The 20,659-nt window shown below is 67.7% G+C and carries 12 protein-coding genes; 3 read left to right on the plus strand and 9 right to left on the minus strand.

Translation table 11 applies throughout. The annotated features are described in order from the left end of the window. Positions 1 to 35: 35 nt before the first annotated feature. The 6 genes from VFQ05_09280 to VFQ05_09305 are packed head-to-tail and all read right to left on the minus strand — an operon-like array spanning position 36 to position 6,584. Positions 36 to 779, minus strand: a complete 744-nt coding sequence (locus VFQ05_09280; GenBank protein HET9326950.1) for a class I SAM-dependent methyltransferase — start codon at positions 777 to 779, stop codon at positions 36 to 38. After that, positions 776 to 1,387, minus strand: coding sequence for a nicotinate-nucleotide adenylyltransferase (gene nadD, locus VFQ05_09285; GenBank protein ID HET9326951.1), 612 nt, complete (start codon positions 1,385 to 1,387; stop codon positions 776 to 778). The genes VFQ05_09280 and nadD overlap by 4 nt, the downstream gene beginning before the upstream one ends. A 4-nt stretch (positions 1,388 to 1,391) precedes the next feature. Then, a complete protein-coding gene (gene bamD / locus VFQ05_09290; protein HET9326952.1) occupies positions 1,392 to 2,153 on the minus strand; it encodes an outer membrane protein assembly factor BamD in 762 nt (253 codons plus the stop codon). A gap of 8 nt (positions 2,154 to 2,161) precedes the next feature. Further along, complete coding sequence (locus VFQ05_09295; protein HET9326953.1) at positions 2,162 to 2,899, minus strand: hypothetical protein; 738 nt, start codon at positions 2,897 to 2,899, stop codon at positions 2,162 to 2,164. Between the two features lie 8 nt (positions 2,900 to 2,907). Next, entirely contained in the window at positions 2,908 to 4,299 is a 1,392-nt protein-coding gene (gene rimO, locus VFQ05_09300; GenBank protein HET9326954.1) for a 30S ribosomal protein S12 methylthiotransferase RimO, read from the minus strand. Beyond that, complete coding sequence (locus VFQ05_09305) at positions 4,296 to 6,584, minus strand: DNA translocase FtsK 4TM domain-containing protein (protein HET9326955.1); 2,289 nt, start codon at positions 6,582 to 6,584, stop codon at positions 4,296 to 4,298. The genes rimO and VFQ05_09305 overlap by 4 nt, the downstream gene beginning before the upstream one ends. 448 nt (positions 6,585 to 7,032) lie before the next feature. Here VFQ05_09305 and VFQ05_09310 point away from each other — a divergent pair, with 448 nt between their 5' ends. Beyond that, complete coding sequence (locus VFQ05_09310) at positions 7,033 to 9,741, plus strand: TonB-dependent receptor (GenBank protein ID HET9326956.1); 2,709 nt, start codon at positions 7,033 to 7,035, stop codon at positions 9,739 to 9,741. On the opposite strand, the gene VFQ05_09315 is transcribed toward VFQ05_09310, so the two are convergent. Together VFQ05_09315 and VFQ05_09320 are read right to left on the minus strand one after the other, a co-directional pair. Then, positions 9,738 to 11,645 carry an acyl-CoA dehydrogenase family protein gene (locus VFQ05_09315; protein ID HET9326957.1) on the minus strand — a complete coding sequence of 636 codons (1,908 nt, stop codon included), beginning with the start codon at positions 11,643 to 11,645 and terminating at the stop codon, positions 9,738 to 9,740. The genes VFQ05_09310 and VFQ05_09315 overlap by 4 nt on opposite strands. 104 nt (positions 11,646 to 11,749) lie before the next feature. Continuing rightward, a complete protein-coding gene (locus VFQ05_09320; protein HET9326958.1) occupies positions 11,750 to 14,338 on the minus strand; it encodes a M14 metallopeptidase family protein in 2,589 nt (862 codons plus the stop codon). 94 nt (positions 14,339 to 14,432) lie between these two features. On the opposite strand from VFQ05_09320, the gene VFQ05_09325 reads away from it, so the two are divergent. Next, positions 14,433 to 16,832 carry a SpoIIE family protein phosphatase gene (locus tag VFQ05_09325; GenBank protein ID HET9326959.1) on the plus strand — a complete coding sequence of 800 codons (2,400 nt, stop codon included), beginning with the start codon at positions 14,433 to 14,435 and terminating at the stop codon, positions 16,830 to 16,832. 13 nt (positions 16,833 to 16,845) lie between these two features. On the opposite strand, the gene VFQ05_09330 is transcribed toward VFQ05_09325, so the two are convergent. After that, a complete protein-coding gene (locus tag VFQ05_09330) occupies positions 16,846 to 17,910 on the minus strand; it encodes a hypothetical protein (GenBank protein HET9326960.1) in 1,065 nt (354 codons plus the stop codon). 260 nt (positions 17,911 to 18,170) lie between these two features. On the opposite strand from VFQ05_09330, the gene VFQ05_09335 reads away from it, so the two are divergent. Continuing rightward, entirely contained in the window at positions 18,171 to 20,651 is a 2,481-nt protein-coding gene (locus tag VFQ05_09335; protein ID HET9326961.1) for a sodium-translocating pyrophosphatase, read from the plus strand. The last annotated feature ends 8 nt before the right edge of the window (positions 20,652 to 20,659 follow it).

A 20,659-nucleotide genomic window follows, 5' to 3' on the forward strand; every position in this document is an offset into this window, starting at 1 on the left:
CTACACCTCGAATGAGACGGCCTTCTAGCCAAAACCTACGCCCTGAGGCCTGCCCGCCTGGCGACCAGCAGCTTGCTCACCGCCGGATCCTGACCCAGACCCATCGACAGCAACGCGCGATCCATCGCGTAGAGCAATGCCGGCGCGCGATTGAGAAACCGGAAGGCGCCCAGCTCGCGATTGAGCAGCACGTGCGTGGGCCGGATCGCGCGCACCTGAAAACCCGCCGGCTCGAGCAGCGACCGATAGCGCGACAGCGGGCGCATGCGATTGTGCTCCGCCGCGCGCGCCGGAGCGTCGTCCGGTGGAAACGTGTCGGTCAGCAGCAGCAGTCCACCGTCACCCACCGCACCCGCCAGCGTGCGCACCGCATGCTCGAAGCGCGCGTCGTCGGTGATGTGGTAGAGCACGTCGAAGGCGTTGACCAGATCGAAGCCGCCTTCGATCGGTGTCTCGCCCACGTCGGCGAGCAGGAAACGCGCTTCCGGGTGACGCTGCCGCAGCCGCTCGATCGAGGTCGGCGCGATATCGATCCCCGTTAGATTCGCGCCGCGCGACAGGTAGAACGCCGTGAAGAACCCCGTGCCGCAACCCACGTCGAGCACACGCTTGCCGCGCGGGTCGAATCCCTCGTCGCGCAGCGCCTGCTCGAGCACGGCGCGGCGCAGGTCGTAGCACGCGCGGTTGTACGCTTCGGAGAGACCCGGCTGCCCGGTCCCGCGCAGATCGAACTGCTCGGAGAGCCGGCGCTCCCAGAACTCCTGGGGCCGATACGTCACCGGCCTGCCCTCGCCAGCGCGTCGGAGCGGTAGAGCCGGTGGCGCGCGATGTAGGCGGCCACGGCATCCGGCACCAGGTAGCGGAGCGACTGGCCCGCACGCGCGCGCGCGCGAACCATCGTCGACGAGACGTCGAGACCCGGGTTCCCGAGCGAGACGAGGCCGCGCCGCTTGCCCCACCGTCGCCGCGCCTCTTCGCCGCACCCCGGACGCTCCGCCACGGCCAGCGTGGACAGCCGGAGGATGCTCTCGGGCTCTCGCCAGGTGTGGAACTCGTCCAGGCTGTCGGACCCGATCAGCAGGTACCAGCGATCCCGCGGGCGCTCCTCGCGGAGTCGCCGCAGCGTGTCCACCGTATAAGAAGGGGACCTCGCGCCGACCTCCACGCTCGAGACGCGAAACGCCGGGTTGCCCCGGGTGGCGAGCCGGGTCATGGCCAGACGATGGCGCGCGCTCGACATCCGCGCGCTGCGCTTGTGAGGCGGCTGGCCGACCGGCACGAACACCACCTCGTCGAGCTTCAGGCGCTCGCGCGCCCACTCGGCCAGCGCCAGATGGCCGACGTGCGGCGGGTCGAAGGTGCCGCCGAAGAGTCCCTGCCGGGCCATCGCCTCAGCTCTTCTTCTTCTTCTCGAGCCGCCTGCGCTCGTGCGCCGCGTCGTTGGACACCCCCGAGCGCGGGAACTCCGCCTCGATCTGCTTGTAGATCGCGATCGCCGGATCGGGGTTGGGGAAACGCGCTTCGTAACGCGCCAGACCCAGCATCGCGTGCGGTTTCATCGAGGTGTCACCGTACTCGTCGAGGACCCTCTGGAAGTAGACCTTCGCGGGATCCGGATACTTGAGCTTGAGATAGAGGTTCCCGGTGGCCACCAGCTTCTTGGCCAGGCGCGTCCGCGCTTCGAGAACCTTCCCTCGCCCCCCGCCGGCCAGCCAGTGATCCGGATAGTTGGCGAGATAGTTCTGCCATTGCTCCAGCGCCTTGAGCGTGTACTCCTGGTCGAAGTCGGGTTTGCGGGACTGTCCCCAGTACGCCTCGCCGAGCCGAAATGCCGCGGAGCCGGCCGAGTCACTCTCGGGGTAGTCCTTGAGCACTCGCTCGAACTCGACCGCGGCCAACGCCCATTCGCGCGTCTTCAGATAGCACTGGCCCAGGATGTAGATGCCGGCGTCCACGTCGGCTCCGCCGGCGCTCGCCGTGTAGGTCTTGAGCAGCTCGATCGCCTCGGCATACGAGCCGTCCTCGTAGAGCCGGCGAGCCGTGGACAGGCGATCGGCGTCGGAATGGATCTGGGGCAGCACGGACCCGCCGCATCCCGCAAGCCACAGGAGCAGGATCGGGGTCAGCCACGCGGTCCTTCGCATCCAGGACATGGGCGGAATCAGGGACGGTTCTGGAAGAACAGAGCGATGAGCCCCGCGACGATGGCGACGACGATCACCGGCTCGATGACCTTGTCAACGGTTCGCCCCGGAGGCTCCGCTTTCAGAGCGTCGTAGCGCGCGTCTTCCACCAGCGAGAGCTGGTTGCGCGAGAACGCGTCGACCAGGTTGTGCGCGGCGTCGCCCGACCAGAGCACGGTGCCCCGGTCGGCGGATCGGAGTGTGAGCCGCGCGTCGACCAGCGCCTGACGCTCGATCTTCACGCGTCCCGGCAGCCATCCGCGCAGACGCAGATAGGTGATGCGCGCCGAGCCGAGCTGATACTCGAGCACCGGATCGCCCGGGTTGGAGAGGGCGAACAGGCTGTCATCCGGGACCGGCGTGCGACGCACGCGGGTGACCACGCCCCGTTTTCCCAGCTCGCGCAACACCGAGTGCTCGGCCACGAAACCGAGCGGATGATCTCCCGCCGGCGCCAGCACGATCTGGTTTCCTTTCTCGAGCGGCGCGCCCTTCAGCCCGTTCTCGAACGCCGTGTTCGACACCATGGTCAGCATCTGGAGATTCGTCAGCGGCACCTTCGGTCCGCGCGCGCGTACGACCTCCTCGATCTCGGGCACCGCGACCGAGAGCGTGGTGTCGGGCTGAGGCTGAGGACCTCCCTGGTAGCGGTAGGTCTTGGCATGCGCGCCGGCCGGAAGGCCGGCCAGCATCACCAGCATCCATAGTCTGAGCACGACTCGAATCATGAAGGATGACCGACCACGTGGAGCAGAGGCGCCGCTTCGGCGCGGGCGAACAGATCGTATGCCGAGGCGCCCGTGACGCGGGCGTCGATCACCTCGCCGGGCACGAGGTCCTCGCCTTCGAGCATCACGCCACCGTCCACCTCGAACGCCTGGCCGGGCGTTCGCGCCGCCCAGGTGCCGGCGCTCGGGCGTCCGGCCCGGCCGTCCACCATCACCTTGGTCGACCGGCCCACGCGCTCGCGCAGCCGCTCGGCCGAGATCTTCTGCTGGAGCGCCAGCAGGCGCGCGCGACGGCTGCGTCGCCGCCCGATGTGGACCTGGCCGTCCATGCCGTGCGAAGGCGTCTCGGGCTCGCGCTCGTAGGTGAACACCACGACGTGGTCGAAACGCTCTTCCTCGACGTACGCGAGGAGCTCGTCGAACTCGGCGTCGGTCTCACCGGGGAAGCCGACGATGAAGTTGGTGCGGATCGCCACGCCCGGGATGCCATCCTTGATGCGGCGAATGAGCGCGCGCGTATCCTTCGCATTCATGCCCCGCGCCATGCGACGCAGCATGTCGGCGGCGATGTGCTGGAGCGGGATGTCGACGTAGGGCACGACGCGTCGCGCGCTCGCCCAGGTCTCGATCAGGCGGTCGCTCCACAGCCGCGGATACGTGTACTGCACGCGGATCCATGCCAGGCCTTCGACGGAGTCGAGGGCCTCGAGCAGGTCCGCCAGATCGGGCTTGCCCGGCAGATCGGACCCCCAACCGGTCGTGTCCTGCCCGATCAGATTGATCTCGCGCACCCCTTCGGCGACCAGCCGGCGCGCCTCCGCCACGATCTCCGGCAGCGGCCGGCTCTTCTGGTCCCCGCGCAGTCGCGGAATGATGCAGAACGTGCAGCGATGGTCGCAGCCTTCCGAGATCTTGAGATAGGCCAGATGGCGCGGTGTGGACAGCGCGCGGGGCGAATCGGGATCGAGCGCGCCGCCCGGATCGTCGGTGAGGGAAAACCGTTCCGGCGCTCCCTTGCGGCGCGGCGCCAGCACGTGACGCGCGGCGCGGACAACTTCCTTCCACTGACCCGTGCCGAGCACGGCGTCGACTTCAGGGAAATCGGTGAGCAGGTCTCCACCCGCGCGCTGGGCCAGGCATCCGGTGACGATCAGACCCTTGAGAGATCCCTCTCGCTTGAGCGTGGCGATGGACGCGATCGTATCCCGCGACTCGCGCACCGCGCTCTGCAGGAACGCACAGGTGTTCACCACCGCGACGTCGGCTTCGGCGGGATCGGCAACGGTGCGAAATCCATCCCGCACCATCAGGCCGAGCATGTTCTCCGAGTCAACTTGGTTCTTGGGGCAGCCAAGCGTGACGAACGCGAGGGTGGGCGAAGACTTCACTCGAATCCCCGCTCCTCGAGCCAGCGCTCGTCCACGAGCACGTCCCGCGCCTTGCTGCCCTGGAAGGGGCCCACGACGCCGAGACTCTCGAGCTGATCCATCAGCCGCCCCGCGCGGGAATAGCCGACCTTGAGCCGGCGCTGGAGCAGCGACGTGGAGCCTTGCTGGTGGGTGACGACCAGGCGCGCGGCTTCCTGGATCAGATCATCGGTGTCCTCGTCGCCCGGCGCATCGCCTTCCTCGTCGTTCTCCGGCAGCGTGGCGTCGGTGGCGAGCGGCGGCGTGAACGAGCCGGTGGCCCGCGCCTTCCAGAATTCCACCACCCGCGCGGCCTCGTCTTCGGAAACGAACGCGCCGTGCACGCGATAGGGTTCGGGCTTGCCGGCCGGCGTGAACAACATGTCGCCGTGGCCCAGCAGGTTCTCGGCGCCGTTCATGTCGAGCACGGTGCGCGAGTCGGTCTTGCTCGCGACCTGGAAGGCGATTCGCGAGGGGAAGTTCGCCTTGATGACGCCGGTGATCACGTCGACCGAAGGCCGTTGCGTGGCCAGCACCAGATGGATGCCCACGGCGCGCGCCATCTGCGCCAGGCGGGCGATCGGCTCCTCGATCTCGGCCGGCGCGGTGAGCATGAGATCGGCGAGCTCGTCGATGATCACCATCACGTAGGACAGGCGCTCCGGCGGCGCCGGCGACGTGCCGTCGGGCTGGGTCGGACCACTGGGCACCTGCCCCGCGGCGATTCTCTCGTTGTAGCCCTGGATGTTTCGCGCTCCGCAGGTCGCCATCAGCTTGTAGCGCTTCTCCATCTCGGAGACCGCCCAGCGCAGCGCGCGGCTCGCGCGCTTGGGCTCGGTGACCACCGGCATCACCAGGTGCGGGATGCCGTTGTACACCGACAACTCCAGCATCTTGGGGTCGATCATCACCATCTGCAGAGACTTGGGTCCGTGCTGGAAGAGAAGGCCGCTGATCAGCGCGTTGAGGCACACGCTCTTGCCCGACCCGGTGGCGCCGGCCACGAGCAGGTGGGGCATCTTGGTCAGGTCGGCGACGAACGGCTGGCCGACGACGTCCACCCCCATCGGCAGCTTGAGCGCAGCCTGGCTCTGCTCGTACTGGGGGGAGGACAGCACCTCCCGTAGATACACCGTACGCCGCCTGCGGTTCGGGATCTCGACGCCCACGGCCCCCTTGCCGGGAATGGGGGCCAGGATACGAATCCTCTGGGCCCGCAGGGCGAGCGCCAGGTCGTCCTCGCGGGACACGATCTGGTTGACCTTCACGCCGGCCGCGGGCTCGAACTCGAACGTGGTGACCACGGGTCCCGGGTGGATCTCGGTGACCCGGCCTACGATCCCGAAGTCGGCAAGCTTGGCGACCAACAGATTCGCTTCGGCGGTGAGGTCGGACGCGGTGATCAGATCCTCCTGCTGCGCGGGCATCGCCAGCAGGCTGAGCGCGGGCAGGGTGTCGTCGGTTCCGTTCTGGCTCTCCGCCGCGGGCGCCGCGACGCGCGCGGATTCGGGACGCGCGGGCTTTGGCTTCGGTGGCGACTTCTTCTCGAGCGGCAGCGCCATCTGCGACAGTCCCTCGGCCGCCGCCGCGACCGGGGCCGCCGTCACCGCGGTGATGCGTGGCTTGGGCGAGGGTTCCTTTTCGGGCGGCGCTGACTTCGCAGCTTTCACCTTGCGCGGCGCGCTCACCTTGGGCGCGCGCGCGCGCGCCTCGCGCCATTCCACGTAGCTCGCGGCGAGCGCGCGCAGCGGCTCGATCGTGATCGCGCTGGCGAGGCGACCGACCCACTGGAAGCCGAACTCGCTCGCGGCCAGCGCCGTCACGCCGAACACCGCACCCGCCACCACCCACGAGCCCACGCTGCCGAGCGCGGCGCGAAGCGCGAGCGACGCAGCGAGTCCCCACCCTCCGACCCATGCATCGCGCTGGAGTCCGGCGAGTCCCAGCAGCGCGCACACCTCGAACAGCACGAGCGCACCGAGCGCGGATCGCACCACGAGCGGCGAGCCCGGGTTCCCGCGCAGGCGATTCCACGCCCACGCGCCGGCCATCAACGGAACGCCGAAGGCCGCCATGAGTCCGACCCCCCACACCAGCACGGTCGCCAGCAGTGCCCCCACCGGCCCGCAGGCGTTCGCCGCGCTCCACGGCGAGGAGTAGGGCAACGGGGCCTCATAAGTGATCAGGCTCACCAGGCTCAACGCGGCGAATGCCGCCAGCAGGAGCCCGAGGATTCTTCGCTGTTGTTTGGAGGAACTGGAGGACACGAGGCCGGCCGCAACTCCCTGAGTGAGGTGGCGCCGCGGTCTTGCGGACCCGCAGGCGGCGCCTGACGGTGCGGGAACCCGGAAAGGCGCCTACCCGCCTCCCTGGCGGGTTTCGGCCGGGTATTCTGCCCCAGGGGTGTGGGCGGGAGCAACGTCGGGCCTCGGGGCTCCAGAACCCCATGAAATGCTTGACCTCCGAGAGTCTCCGGAGGAGTGTCGAGTTCGCCGAGTCGAGGCCACCGTATCCCTGGAGACCCACCGGGTGGCTCGAAGTGCCCACCGAGGCTCGGCGCCGTTCGGAAGACCGGGTGATGAAGACCGGGCTCCATGGAGGCCGGTGACGGTCCTGGACGAGGCCACGGCCGCACGCCGGCGATGAGCTGTCGCGGCGGATGAATCCGCCCCAGCGGGCTCCCGGACCGGGAGAGCCGAAGGAACGAGGTGGGCCATGCTCCTTCGAGCGCTCGCGTGTGCATGTGTTCTCGTCCCGGCCGCGGCGTTTGCACAAGCGCCGTCCAATCAACCCTCCGCGACCGGACAGATCGTCGGACGCGTCCTCCAGAGTGACGGAACGCCGTTCCCCGGCGTCGAGGTCATGGTGCTCGGCACCCGAGTCGGCGCAATCACCGATGCCGATGGACGCTTTCGACTGACCGGCGTCGCGGTCGGGCCTCACCAGGTGCGGGCCCGCTCGTTCGGGTTCACGCCGCAGGTCACCCGCGTGTCCATCAATGCCGGTGCGACCGCGACCGTCCATTTCCAAATGGAAGCGGATGCTGCGCCGGTCCGCGAGCTTCCCGAGGTCGAAGTGCTCGGCAAGCGTCGCGACCTGGGCAGCGTCAACACCAAGCACCAGAAGACGGGCGATGAGCTGAGGGACATGCCGGGGATCGACAGCTACATGCAGGCCATGGAGCACGCCCCAGGCGTGGTGGTCGATGCCAGCGGGCTGCACGTTCGCGGAAGTCGCAGCGACGAGGTCAAGGTCCGCGTCAACGACATCGAGATGACCAACGCGCTCTCGGGAGAGAATGTCGGGCTCGCCAACCTGGCGGTGAGCGAGGTGACTCTCCACGCCGGAAACATGGAGGCCGAGTTCGGGGGCGCGCTTTCGGGAATCATCGCGGTCAATACGCGCGAGGGCACGGAGCGGTTCTCCGGGGAGCTGCGCTGGGATACCGACCGCTACGGCGATCCCACCAAGACCTTCAACCATTTCGATCGCGTCACGTTCGCCCTGGGTGGACCCACCATGGTGCGCGACCTGACCTACTTCATGACCTACGAGGGCTCGTTCCAGAACCTCTACCCTCACGCGCGGGTCACCACGCCGCAGCAGACACTGTGGGACTTCATCTCACTCGGGAACCGCCAGTCCAACCAGATCCATACGAATTTCAAGCTCGCCTACCGCCTCAACGCGCGTCACAAAGTCACTCTCGAGGCGATTCGCAACCGCTCGAGCTACACACCCTACGAGCACATGTGGAGCCGCAGCGGTTTCGTTCAGGTGACGAGCGACACGGTCCACGTCACCGGCCAGCCCGATCAGTACCGGACCCGATACGGCCAGTGGTCGGCCACTCCGCTGGACAGCACGTACAAGGCGATCAACATGCCCGACCACGTTCCCACCGAGAACGATCGCTTTGCGAGCCTCACCGCAGTGTGGACGAATCAGCTCTCGAACACCGCGGCGTGGACTACGCGGATCTCGTCGATCGCCTTCGACCACCTCACGTCGGTCGGCCGAAAGCAGCCGTGGGACTACTGGGTGTCGACTCCCGAGTACTGGGACGGCAACACCGAGAACGACCTCTTCTTCGCCACGCATGGCGACTACCCGGTCTATTCCGAGCGCCAGGCGGCGACCTGGGTCGTGAAGAGCGACTTCTCGAGCAGCGGCATCAAAGGGCACACGCTCAAGACCGGATTCGAGGCGCGGTACAACCGGGTCCGCAACCTCGGCATCCAGATCCCCAACGGCGACAACAACGGCCTTCCCGGTGCGGTCCGCTCGGACTTCCTCAACGAGAATCCCGAGGGCGCCTGGTACGCGCAGGATCGCTGGGAGTTCGAAGGCATGATTCTGAACGCCGGGCTGCGCTTCGATTTCTTCACGCCCGGAGCGCAGATCGCCGATCGTGACCTCCCGAGCGGCAGACGCTACAAGCAGCAGCTCAGTCCGCGGCTGGGGATCGCCTATCCGATCTCGGACAAGGACGCGCTCAGCTTCAATTACGGCTGGACCTATCAGACACCGGCGCGCAACTACGTCTTCGAGAACCGCGGGCTTTCGGCCACGGTCGCCACGCGCGGGAATCCCGACCTCGAGCCCGAGACCAACGTCGCGTATCAGGCCGCGGTCCAGCACCTGTTCACCCGCGACGTCTCGGGGCAGTTCGCGGTGTTCTTCCGCGACATCTACGGGCTGATCACGGTGCGGGACGATCGTGACCAGTTCGGCAACCAGATCACACGCTACGTCAATCGCGACTACGCCAGCGCGCGCGGTTTCGAGGCCAGCATCACCAAGAGCTTCAGCCACAAGTTCTCGGCCGAGATCAACTACACCTACCAGATCGCCAGCGGGGTCGCCTCGGATCCTCGCCAGGCGCAGCAGTTCTACACCGGGGGCCGGCTCTATCTGCCGATCTCCGAGCTGCCGCTGGCGTGGGACCAGCGCAACACGCTCTCACTGCAAGGAACGGTGCGCGATCCCGGACGCTGGGGCCTGCGGTTCCTGTGGAGCTACGGCTCGGGCCGGCCGTTTACGCCCACTTTCCGCAACGATCGCCGCGCGGACCCGGTGCTCACGAACTCGCGCCGGCTGCCCGCGAGCGCCACACTGAACGTCGACGCCGACCGTTACTTCAAGGTGTGGAACCGACCGGTCACGGTGTTCATCGACGCCCGTAACGTGCTCGACGCGCGAAACGTCGCCACCCTGAGCCAGGGCGTCTTCCCCAATCCTTTCGTGAATCAGTCCGGCGACGAGTACCTGATCTACTACACCGAGACCGGGCGGGCTGGAGGCGCTTACCTCAAGGACGTGGACGGCGACCACGTGCTCGATTGGGTGCCGGTGCGCGATCCGCGGGTGTTCATGGAAGGCCGCAACGTGCGCGTGGGGCTGAGTCTGACGTTCGGCTCTTAGCTCCCCGCGGCGGCTCCGGTGACGCTGGGCTCGGCGGCCTCGGGCGAGGCGGGAGCATCGACGATGCCCTCTTCGAGCCAGTCGTAGCGGCCTTCGAGCAGCCCCTTCGCCACCCGGTAGGCCTCGGGGTCGGCGTTGGCCCGGATTCCCTCGAACAGGGCTTCGACTTTTGCCCGCGAGAGCCGGCAGAAGAGGTCGGCCAGCTCGAGCGGCGTGCGGTTCTGGGAATCGGCACGCACGTCACGCTGTGCGCGGGAGCAGACGGCGGCCATCGCGAACAGCTCGGCGCCGATGTCGACGCAGCGGAAGAGCAGCCCCTGGCGCTTCTCGAGCGCCGGTCCCTGGGTGACCATGAGATGGAACTGCTGGCGAGCGAGCCGCCGGGACGTCCGGTCCACGTAGCGCACGTGACGCGCCAGCCGTCCGAAGCTCCCGTAGCGAGGCCAGCGTCCCCAACCGAGCCACCGGCTCGGATACCACCACGCATAGAAGAATCCGGCGCGCACCATGCCCGCGAGCCTCTTGCCGAGCGGCACGCCGGGCATCACCACGTCGCCGGCGACGTCGAGATGCTGGTCGAGCGCTTCACGGGCGATGAACAGTCGCATGACCTGGTTCGTGCCTTCGAAGATGCGATTGATGCGCAGGTCGCGGTGCAGCTGCTCGAGCGGGATCGGCGCTTCGCCGCGCGACGCCAGCGAGCGCGCCGTCTCGTAGCCGCGTCCACCGCGCACTTGGATCGCCTGATCCGAGATCTCCCACGCCACGTCGCTGTTCCACAGCTTGGCGATCGCGGCCTCGAGGCGGATGTCCGACTTGCCCGCATCGCCGAGCAGCGAGCACAGATCGGCGATCGCCTCCATCGCGTAGGTGCGCGCCGCCATCTCGGCCAGCATGGTCGCGACGGCCTCGTGCTTGCCGACGGCCTTGCCCCACTGGACGCGCTCGTTGGCGAAGCGACGGGACACCTGCACGCACCACTTGCCGGCGGCGACGCAGGTGGCGGGCAGCGTGAGCCGCCCGGTATTGAGCGTGATGAGCGCGAGCTTCAAGCCCTTGCCCTCGCCCCACAGCAGGTTCTCTTTCGGCACCCTCACGTTGGTGAAGCGGAGCAGCGCGTTCTCGATGCCGCGGATTCCCATGAACTCGAGGCGCTGCACCACCTCGAAGCCCGGCGAGTTGGTCTCGACGATGAACGCGCTGATCGGACCCGGCTTGCCGCTCTTCCCCGGGGTGCGCGCCATCACCACCATCAGCTCGGCCACGGTGCCGTTCGTGCACCACAGCTTCTCGCCGTTCAGGATGTAGGCGGCGCCGTCCGAGGTCGGCGTGGCGGTGGTGCTCATGCGCGCCGGATCCGAGCCGACGTCGACCTCGGTGAGCGCGAAGGCCGAGATCGCGCCCTTCGCGAGCCGCGGCAGCAGACGCTTCTTCTGCTCCTCGGTGCCGAACATCTTGAGCGGTGTGGGCACGCCGATCGACTGATGCGCCGAGAGCAACGCCACCATCGAGCCGCACTTGGTCGACACCATGCCCATGGCGCGGCCGTAGGTGTACTGCGAGAGTCCGAGACCGCCGTACTCGCGCGGGATCTTGATGCCGAACGCTCCCATCTCGCGCAGCTGCTGCACCCAGGCGTCCGGGATCCTGCCGGTGCGCTCCACCTCCTCCCCGTCCACGACGTCTTCGAGGAAGCGCTCGAGCTTCTCGAGGAACGGACGCGCGCGCTCTTCCTCGCCGGCTGCGGGCTCGGGGTACGGATGGATCAGGCTCAGGTCGAGATGGCCGAGGAACAGCTCGCGCACGAAGGAAGGCGCTTCCCACACGGTCTCCCGGGAGGCTTCCGCGACCGCGCGGGCTTCGAGCTCGCTGACTTGAGTGGTGGCCTTTGTGGGATCGGTCATGGCTTCCTTGGGTTATCGACCGCGGGCCTGGAGTTCCGTAGCCGGATTGAGCCTAAGCCTGTGCGCGGTATCCCTCAAGCGCGCCTCGCCCTGGGGGCGTTGCCTCATTCGCCGACGGCCGTCCGCAGCAGGGCATTGAACAGGAACTTGAACGTGCCGACCATCTGGGCGCGATGCTGCACACGGGGGCCGAACAGCACCACGCGGCCCTTGCCGAGTCGAGCCTCCACGATGGCGCCGCGGCCGGTCATGCTCTCGGTGCCGTCGGCCCACCCACTCGCCACGACCTGGTCGGCATACCTCGGATAGCGGGCGACCACGGCCCGGCCCACATTGGCGCCGGGGATGGAGGTGTTGAACACAGGGCCACCCGTGACATAGGCGACGCTGGATTCGGACATGCCCCACCCCAGTGGGTGTGAAGGATCGACCTCGAGATTCACGAGAGTCCCGGGCAGCGAGAACTCGGAGGCCTTGAGCTTGGCGACGGCGTTTCGCACCGGCAGACCGAGCTCCTCGAGCGCCAGCTCGCACGAGCCGGTCATGCACACCAGAGTCCCTCCCTGCTCGACGAACGCCTTGAGACTGGCCACGCCGTCCTTGCCGATCCCTCCCGCATAAGGTGAAGGGAGCGGCTCGAAGTACGCGCCGTCATCACTCTTGGGCTTGCCGTCCACGATCACGTTCTTGTCGATGTCCGGCAGGAGGATCACGTCGAACCGCGAGCGCAGGTTCTTCTTCTTCATGTCGGCATTGGGGATGTTCGAGTACTTGAACTCGTACTGATCGAGGATGAAGCGCGTCCACCCCTCGTCCATCGAGGCCGCCCACGGCTTGTAGAGGCCGATGCGCGGGGCCCGGAGCCGGCGCTGGCCGACCTGCGCGCCTGCAGGAATGGCTTCGAGTGGAACTCGAAGTGTCTCGGGTAAGGCCATCAACAGCTTGGTGGCCGTCGCCGGCACGATGAAATCGCCGAGGCCGACGCCGGCGGGCTGCGCATCGGCCGCGGAGGTGCGCGCCTGGGTCACGCGCGAGACCGCGACGCCGCGCGCCATCAGCCGGTTGACGACCCGGTAGCTGGCGTTGGCCGATGCCGGGAGCACGTGATCGAAGGAGGGATCGACGGACGGTGAACGCCCCCGGTCTCCGGGTGGCGACTGGGCCACGTCGAACGGCTCATCCACGCGGGCCCAGTCCACGCCCATCATGAGCGGCAGGGTCCATGCGGTGACGTCGTACGGCTTGAAGATCTCCTTCGTGTCTGGCCCCTGGCGCACTTCCGGGTAGCGCTGCCGCTCCATCATCTCCACCAGGAACGCGCGGTAGGGCTGTGCGGCGGGGAACACCGTGCTGCCCGCCGCGAACTGCCGGCCACCGGCGGTGAAGCTCTCCGCGGCGACGAACGACTGAAGTCCGTTCTCCCGCAGGATGGCGATCATCTGCCGCGCCGCGGAAGGATCGCGCTGCTCGGCCGGCACCACGTACGCGAACGGCGCCTCGCTGGTCCCGGTCTGGATCGACTGGCGCCCGGTCTCGTGGAAGTTCCGCAGGATCTCCTCGCGGTAGCTCGAGCAGGTCTCGAGCAGCGCGTCGGCCGCGATCAGCTCGTAGTCGACGATGTCGCGCAGCCGCCAGCGCCCGCCCGGCCAGGGATTGGGAAAGTTGGATTGCTGGCGGTAGTCGGGAAGTCCCTTGCGGCCACCCGAAAGCTCGCCCGCGTCGACCTCGACCGGCGTGGCGATGCGGCACGAAGCCACCTCGGTCAGCAGGCCCACGACGTTCTTGAGGCACGCGGTGTTCTTGGTGCCGCCCGGCCAGTAGGCATCGTAGCTCCACGAGCTGATCACGCCGCTCTTCCCGCCATCCTCGAGGCGGAAGCTCATGTTGGTCCCGAACAGGTCGTTCAATCGCCACTGCATCGGTGATACCACCGGAGCGACCGGATCCGCGTTCGGCGGCACGAACATGCGCGGGCCGAGAGTGCCCATCTGGTGCATGTCGAGGAAGACCTGAGGGAACCACTCGTGGTGGAGCACGCGGTTCACCATGCGGGTCTCGGCCAGGTTGAGCATGAACCAGTCACGGTTGTTGTCGTGTCCCGCGTAATGGTGATAGAGCCACGGCAGCCGCCCTCCCTCCCACTCGGTGCCGAGGAACTTCCGGTAGTAGTCGACGATCATGTCGGTGCCGTCGGGATTGATCGACGGCATGAGCAGCAGGATCACGTCGTCCAGCCAGCCCGTGACCCTGGGGTCCTGACTCGCGCACAAGCGGTGCGCCCACTCCATCGAGAACTGGCTGGCGCCGATCTCGCTCGAATGGATGCTGCACGTGACCAGCACGATCACCTTGCCCGAGGCGGCCAGCGCGCGCGCCTGCTCGGGGGTGAGACCGGCGGGGTTGGCGAGCTTCGCCGCGTCGCTCCGCGCCGCGGCGGCGTTCTGGACGTTGGCCTCGCTCGAGATCACCGCCATCACCATGTCGCGGCCGAGCGTGGTCTTGCCGAGCTTGACCAGCATGAGGCGCGGCGACTCGCGATCGAGGATCTCGAAGTAGCGGACGATCCGACCGTGGTCGGCGAGCTTGCGATCCTCGCCGACGCGATGCTTCAGGAAGGCTTCGGGGGTGGTGAGGGCGTTCGCGAGAGAAGGAGCGAGCAGCAGAGAGAGGGCGAACCAGAGGGCAGGGCGCATGTGTCCTCCTAATGGCCGCGGGAAATGTCGCTCGTTCCGAGCCGTCCCGCAACCGGAGTGCCTCACCCCACGAACGATCGAGTAGAGTGCCGCCGTGATCGCGCTCCTCACGGTGGTGGCGGCCGCGGCGACACTCTGGGCGCACCGGCGGGCGCGGACGCTCGACGACCGCGCGCTCGTGCGCTGGCTCCTGCTGCTCGCGATCGCGGTGGTGAGCGAGGTGCTCCTCCTCCACCTGGCCTCCGCGGCACGCGGGCTGCGTTCAGCGCTCGTGCCGGTCGCCGCGATCACCGGCCTCGTCACGTGGCTCGCGATCTCCGTGCTGATCGCGGTCGAGATGCGACGGCGAGATCTGATCCCGCGGCTCCTGTTTCTCGGATCTGCCGCGCTGGCCCTGGCGGGCGGACGCTGGCTGCTGGCGGCGTGGCTCGCCTCGTTCGGAACCGTCGCTTACCGCTGGCGCTCGCGTCTCGAGACCGTGCGCCTGTTCCAGTTCGGGGTCGCGGCGATCGCCCTCGCGGCCATCGCCTCGGCCATCCCCCCGCCGGGTCGACTGGGAACCCTGGCCGAGTGGGAACGACCCTTCATGCAGCTGGCGCGGTTCGCGGCGACGGTGGCCGGCCTCCACGCCACCTACGGCGCGATCGTGCTGTTCGGCGCGTTCGTGCGCGACCCGAGCCTCGGCATCCGCCGGGTCGGATGGCGGCTGGCGCTGTCACACCTGCTGGTGGCGCTGGTGCCGCTCCTGCTGGTGGCGGGCATGTGGATCTCGACCACGGTGCTCGGCGTCAGCCAGGACCGCGCGCAGGTCGCGGCACGGGCGCTCGGGCACGAGTCGGAGCGCATGAGCCTCACGCTCGAGGCCGCGCTCTCCGACCCCGAGCGCGATCGAGCGCAGCTCGAGGCGATCGCCGAGCTCCACCGGGTCGATTGGCCGCGACTTCGGCTATGGCATCGCGCGGCCGGCGCGCTCGACCGCGTGGCGGGGGATTCGCTGCTCGACGAGGCGGCGCTCATGACGTGGCCCGATTCGCTCGGCCGCGTCCCGGGACGGGGACTGGTGAGGTTCGGCGACTCGCTGTTCCTGGGCGCCGCGGCGCGCTCGGGATCGCGTGCCGCCGTGGCCCTGATCCCGGTCGTCCCAATCCTCGACTCGCTCGGACGCCTGGTGAACGCGCGCGTCGACATGGTCGCTCGCCGGGGCCTCGACGAGGATCCTGACATCGACCTCACCCCTTCGCAGGGACGCGGTGAAGACTCGCCCGAGCGTGGCACGCGGTCCGGGCTGCGTCGCAACACGCGCCTCGCGGTGGGCGCCGACACCTTCGACACGCGCCCCCGCTCGGTGATGACGCTCCTCACCCAGGGCTACGTCATGATCGGCGGCATCGCCTACGACCAGGACCGATGGGTGCGCTCGTCCTTTCTGATGTCGGCTGACAATCCGCCGTCCCGGCTTCTGGCCGGCATCTTCCAGCTCTCGCGCGAAAACCCGTTCAGCTATCTGCCGATCGTGCTGCTCACCTTTGTCGCCGTCCTGTTCCTGGTGATCGCGGTGTGGGACATCGTCATGGTGACCAACATGGGGCGCAGCATCACCGGCGCGGTCGAGGAGCTGCGGGTCGCGGCCGAGAAGCTGCGCAACGGCGATCTCGGGCACCGCATCGACGTGAGAGGCAAGGACGACCTGTGGGAAGTCGCAGGCGCCTTCAACCTCGCCGCCGAAGGACTGGCGCGCGCACGCGAGATCGAGAAGGAACAGGACCGGATCGAGAACGAGCTGCAGGTCGCGCGGCGCATCCAGGCCCGCCTTCTCCCCGCCGCTGCGCCGGACGTTCCCGGGATGGAGATCGCGGGACTCTATGAGCCCGCGCGCGAGGTCGGCGGAGACTACTTCGACCACATGGCACTGGGCGACGGGCGCGTGCTGCTGGTGATTGCCGACGTCTCGGGCAAGAGCGTGCCCGCCGCGCTCATCATGTCGGCATTCCGCACCGGACTGGTGAGCCAGGACCTGGCTCGCATCGAGCCCGACGCGCTCGCCGAGCGCCTCAATCGGCTGCTGCACGGAAGCCTCGATCCCGGCAAGTTCGTGACTGCGTTCCTCGGCTTCCTCGAGGGCCTGAGCGGAAAGCTCACCTACGTGAACGCGGGCCACAATCCGCCGGTGCTGATGCGGCGCGACGGATCGCACGAGCTGCTCGAGCAGGGCGGCACGATCCTCGGGATCCTCGAGGACTCTCGTTACGAGCGGGGCGAAGTCACGCTCGAGCCCGGCGACCTGGTCGCTCTCTATACCGACGGCGTGACGGAAGGCGCCAACGAGTCGGGCCAGCAGTGGGGCGATGAACGCCTGGTCGAAGCGCTCGCCCGTTCGGACCGGCGTCCGTGCGCCGAGATCGCACGCGCCATCGCCTCCGCCGTGCGCGACTTCGAGGGCGAGCAGGGCGCCACCGACGACATCACCCTGGTCCTCGCCAGAAGGACGACCTAGAGGACGTCAGGGTTCACTCGACCCAGCGCGCGATCACATCCGGAGAGTGCGGGTCCACGGCCCCGAAGGCACCGCCGGCAATCAGCTCGTCACGGAAGACCGCGAACTCGTAGACCGAGCCATCGAGTCCGGGCAGCTCGGTCCAGGCACCGTCGCGCCAGCGGGCGACCTGACCCGGGAAGCGTCCGCCGGCGATCAGGTCTCCTTGGTATTGGCCGAGTGAGAACACGACGTTCTGGCCCTCGATCGGCAGTCCTTCGCCCACGGGCTCCCACATGAAGCCATTCCAGCGACCGACGCCTTTGAGAACCTCGTTGCCTGAGTGCATGAAAAAGCCGGCCGCGTAAAGGGCGCCATCCACGACCGCCAACGCCATGACCGCGTTGTCGAATCCGTCGCCCATCGCGTGCCATTGGGTGCCATCCCAGCGCGCGATCCTGAGCGCAACCATGCTGCCGGCAGCCGTGAACTGGCCCGCGGCGATGAGTGAGCCATCGTGAACGACCAGAGCATGGACGTTGCCATTCAGTCCTGGTCCGAGCGTCTTCCAATGGGCGCCGTCCCAGCGAGCGATGCGCTCGGCCGCAGATCCTCCGGCGTTTCGGAAGCCGCCGGCGACCACCAGCTCGCCCCCGCGCTCGGCCGTCGACAGCACGACGCCATCCACTCCTGCTCCCAGAGGCTCCCATGCGGCGCCGTTCCGCAGGGCGATTCGGGCGGCCTGAGTGGGTCCGATCGCCGTGAAATTGCCGCCCGCGACCAGTTGCCCCCCGTAAGAGCCCAGCGCTTCCACCACGCCGTTGGGCTGAGGGTCTATCGGAGTCCACGTGACGCCGTTCCAGGCGACGAGGCTCAAATAGGTTCGTCCATTGACTCCATAGAATTCGCCCCCCGCGAGCAGGCGGTCGCCGTCGTTGGCGAGCGTCCACACATAGCTCCGGCTCCTGGTGAGGCCGAGATCTACCCAGGTGTGGGACGGAGGAAGAGGTCCGGTAGGAAGGGGATCGACCTTCGTCCCGCCGCAGGCGGGGAGAAACGCGGCGACGATGACGACGAAGCCTACCGCCGAGGGTTTCATGGGGACCTCCTTCCCCGGTCGGGCTGCGATGACGGTACGCTCGCCGTGACGCGAATTCCAAGGTTTTGTGCGTCTTTCCTTTGCCGCTTGCCCGGCTCTGGGTGCTTCGTTATGTTCCTCCGTCGCTCCGCGATCGGCTTCGTGCTGAGACGCGGAGTCTCACCGCCCGGCCGGGCCCTCAAGTGCTCTTCTGGCAAGGCTTGCCCGTCGGTCGGTACACCGAGACAACCCCTCCGAGACCCAATCGAAGGAGCTCCTCGATGAGTCGACCGCTGATCCCGGGCGCTGCCCTCAAGGCCCGCCTCCTCCCCACCCTTCTCGGCCTGCTCGCGAGCGTGGCCCTGCTCGCGCTCACCAGCGCCGGCGCGTTCGCCAGCGAGCTGGACCTGAAGCTCCCCACGCTCGATCCCGGCCAGCGGACGCTGCTGTTCTACGGTCTCGGAGTCTGCGTCGTCGGCATGCTCTTCGGCATGTGGATGTTCAACCAGGTCAAGGCCATGCCCGCGCATCAGTCGATGCTCGACGTGTCCACGATCATCTACGAGACGTGCAAGACGTACCTGCTCCAACAGGGTCGCCTGCTCATCGTGCTCGAGGCCTTCATCGCGGCGTGCATCGTCTACTACTTCGGCGTGCTGCAGCATCTCGACTTCGGGCGCGTGGCCACGATCATCCTGTTCTCGATCGTCGGCATCCTCGGCAGCTACGGCGTGGCCTGGTTCGGGATCCGCATGAACACGCTGGCCAACAGCCGGACGGCGTTCGCCTCGCTGCGCGGCAAACCGCTCCAGGTCTACGAGATTCCGCTCCAGGCGGGGATGAGCATCGGCGTGCTGCTGATCTGCGTCGAGCTCATCATGATGCTCGCCATTCTCCTCTTCGTCTCGCCCGAGAACGCCGGCGCCTGCTTCCTGGGCTTCGCGATCGGCGAGTCGCTCGGCGCCTCGGCCCTGCGTATCGCGGGCGGCATCTTCACCAAGATCGCCGACATCGGCTCCGACCTCATGAAGGTCGTGTTCAAGATCAAGGAGGACGATCCCCGCAATCCCGGCGTGATCGCCGACTGCACCGGCGACAACGCCGGCGACTCGGTGGGCCCCACGGCGGACGGCTTCGAGACCTACGGCGTGACCGGCGTGGCGCTGATCTCCTTCATCGCGCTCGCGGTCATCCCTGACCACAAGGCCGCGTTCCTGGTGTGGATCTTCGTGATGCGCATCCTGATGATCCTCACCTCGATGGGCGCGTATCTGGTGAACGCGTCGGTGGCGCGCGCGCAGAACAGCGGCAAGGACAAGATCAACTTCGAGCAGCCGCTCACCAACCTGGTCTGGATCACCTCCATCCTCTCCATCGTCGTGACCTACGCCGCGTCGAAGTGGCTGCTGCCCGATGCCACGTTCGGCAACGGGTTGTGGTGGAAGCTGTCCACCATCATCTCGTGCGGCACGCTGGCGGCGGCCCTGATCCCCGAGCTGACCAAGGTCTTCACCAGCTCGCACTCGCGACACACGGCCGAGGTGGTCGCGGCCTCGAGGGAAGGCGGCGCATCGCTGACCATCCTGTCGGGCATGGTGGCGGGGAACTTCTCGGTGTTCTGGAAGGCCCTCACCCTGGCGGTCCTGCTGCTGATCTCGTACCTGATGTCGCAGCAAGGGCTGGCGTCCTACATGGACTTCCCCGCGGTGTTCGCCTTCGGCCTCGTGGCCTTCGGACTCCTCGGCATGGGCCCGGTCACGATCGCGGTCGACTCCTACGGCCCGGTCACCGACAACGCCCAGTCGATCTTCGAGCTGTCGCAGATCGAGCAGGTGCCCAACATCTCCAACGAGGTGGAGAAGAAGTTCGGCTTCCGCCCCGACTTCGCCAAGGGCAAGCACTACCTCGAGGACAACGACGGCGCGGGCAACACCTTCAAGGCCACCGCCAAGCCCGTGCTGATCGCCACCGCCGTGGCCGGCGCGACCACCATGGTGTTCTCGATCATCCTGGTGCTGAGGGAGCACTACCAGGAGCTGGGCCAGACCTTCACGCTCGATCTCCTCGATCCGTTCGTGCTGCTCGGCCTGCTGATGGGCGGCGCCACCGTTTACTGGTTCACCGGCGCGTCCATGCAGGCCGTGACCACCGGCGCCTACCGAGCGGTCGAGTTCATCAAGCGCAACATCAATCTCGACTCGGTCGAGAAGGCGAGCATCGAGGCCTCGAAGACGGTGGTGAAGATCTGCACCCAGTACGCGCAGGCCGGGATGTTCAACATCTTCATCGTGATCTTCAGCCTCACCATCGCCTATGCGTTCTTCAACCCGGTGTTCTTCATCGCCTACCTGGTCTCGATCGCGATCGTCGGCCTGTTCCAGGCGGTGTACATGGCGAACGCCGGCGGCGCGTGGGACAACGCCAAGAAGGTGGTCGAGGTCGAGCTGAACATGAAGGGCACGCCGCTCCACGACGCCACGGTGGTGGGCGACACGGTGGGCGACCCCTACAAGGACACCTCCTCGGTCGCGCTCAACCCGATCATCAAGTTCACCACGCTGTTCGGACTGCTGGCGGTCGAGATGGGCGTCGCCAACCCCGGGATCGCCGGCATCGTGGCGGCGGTCTTCATGCTGGTGGCGCTGTTCTTCGTGTACCGCAGCTTCTACGGCATGCGGATCGGTGGCAGCAGCGCCAAGGAGAGCCATGCGGCTCCGGTCGGCGTTCCTTCCACGGGCGCCGCCGAGGTGACGCGCCGCTAATCGAGGGC

The sequence above is a fragment of the Candidatus Eisenbacteria bacterium genome (assembly GCA_035712145.1).
GTDB lineage: Bacteria > Eisenbacteria > RBG-16-71-46 > RBG-16-71-46 > RBG-16-71-46 > DASTBI01.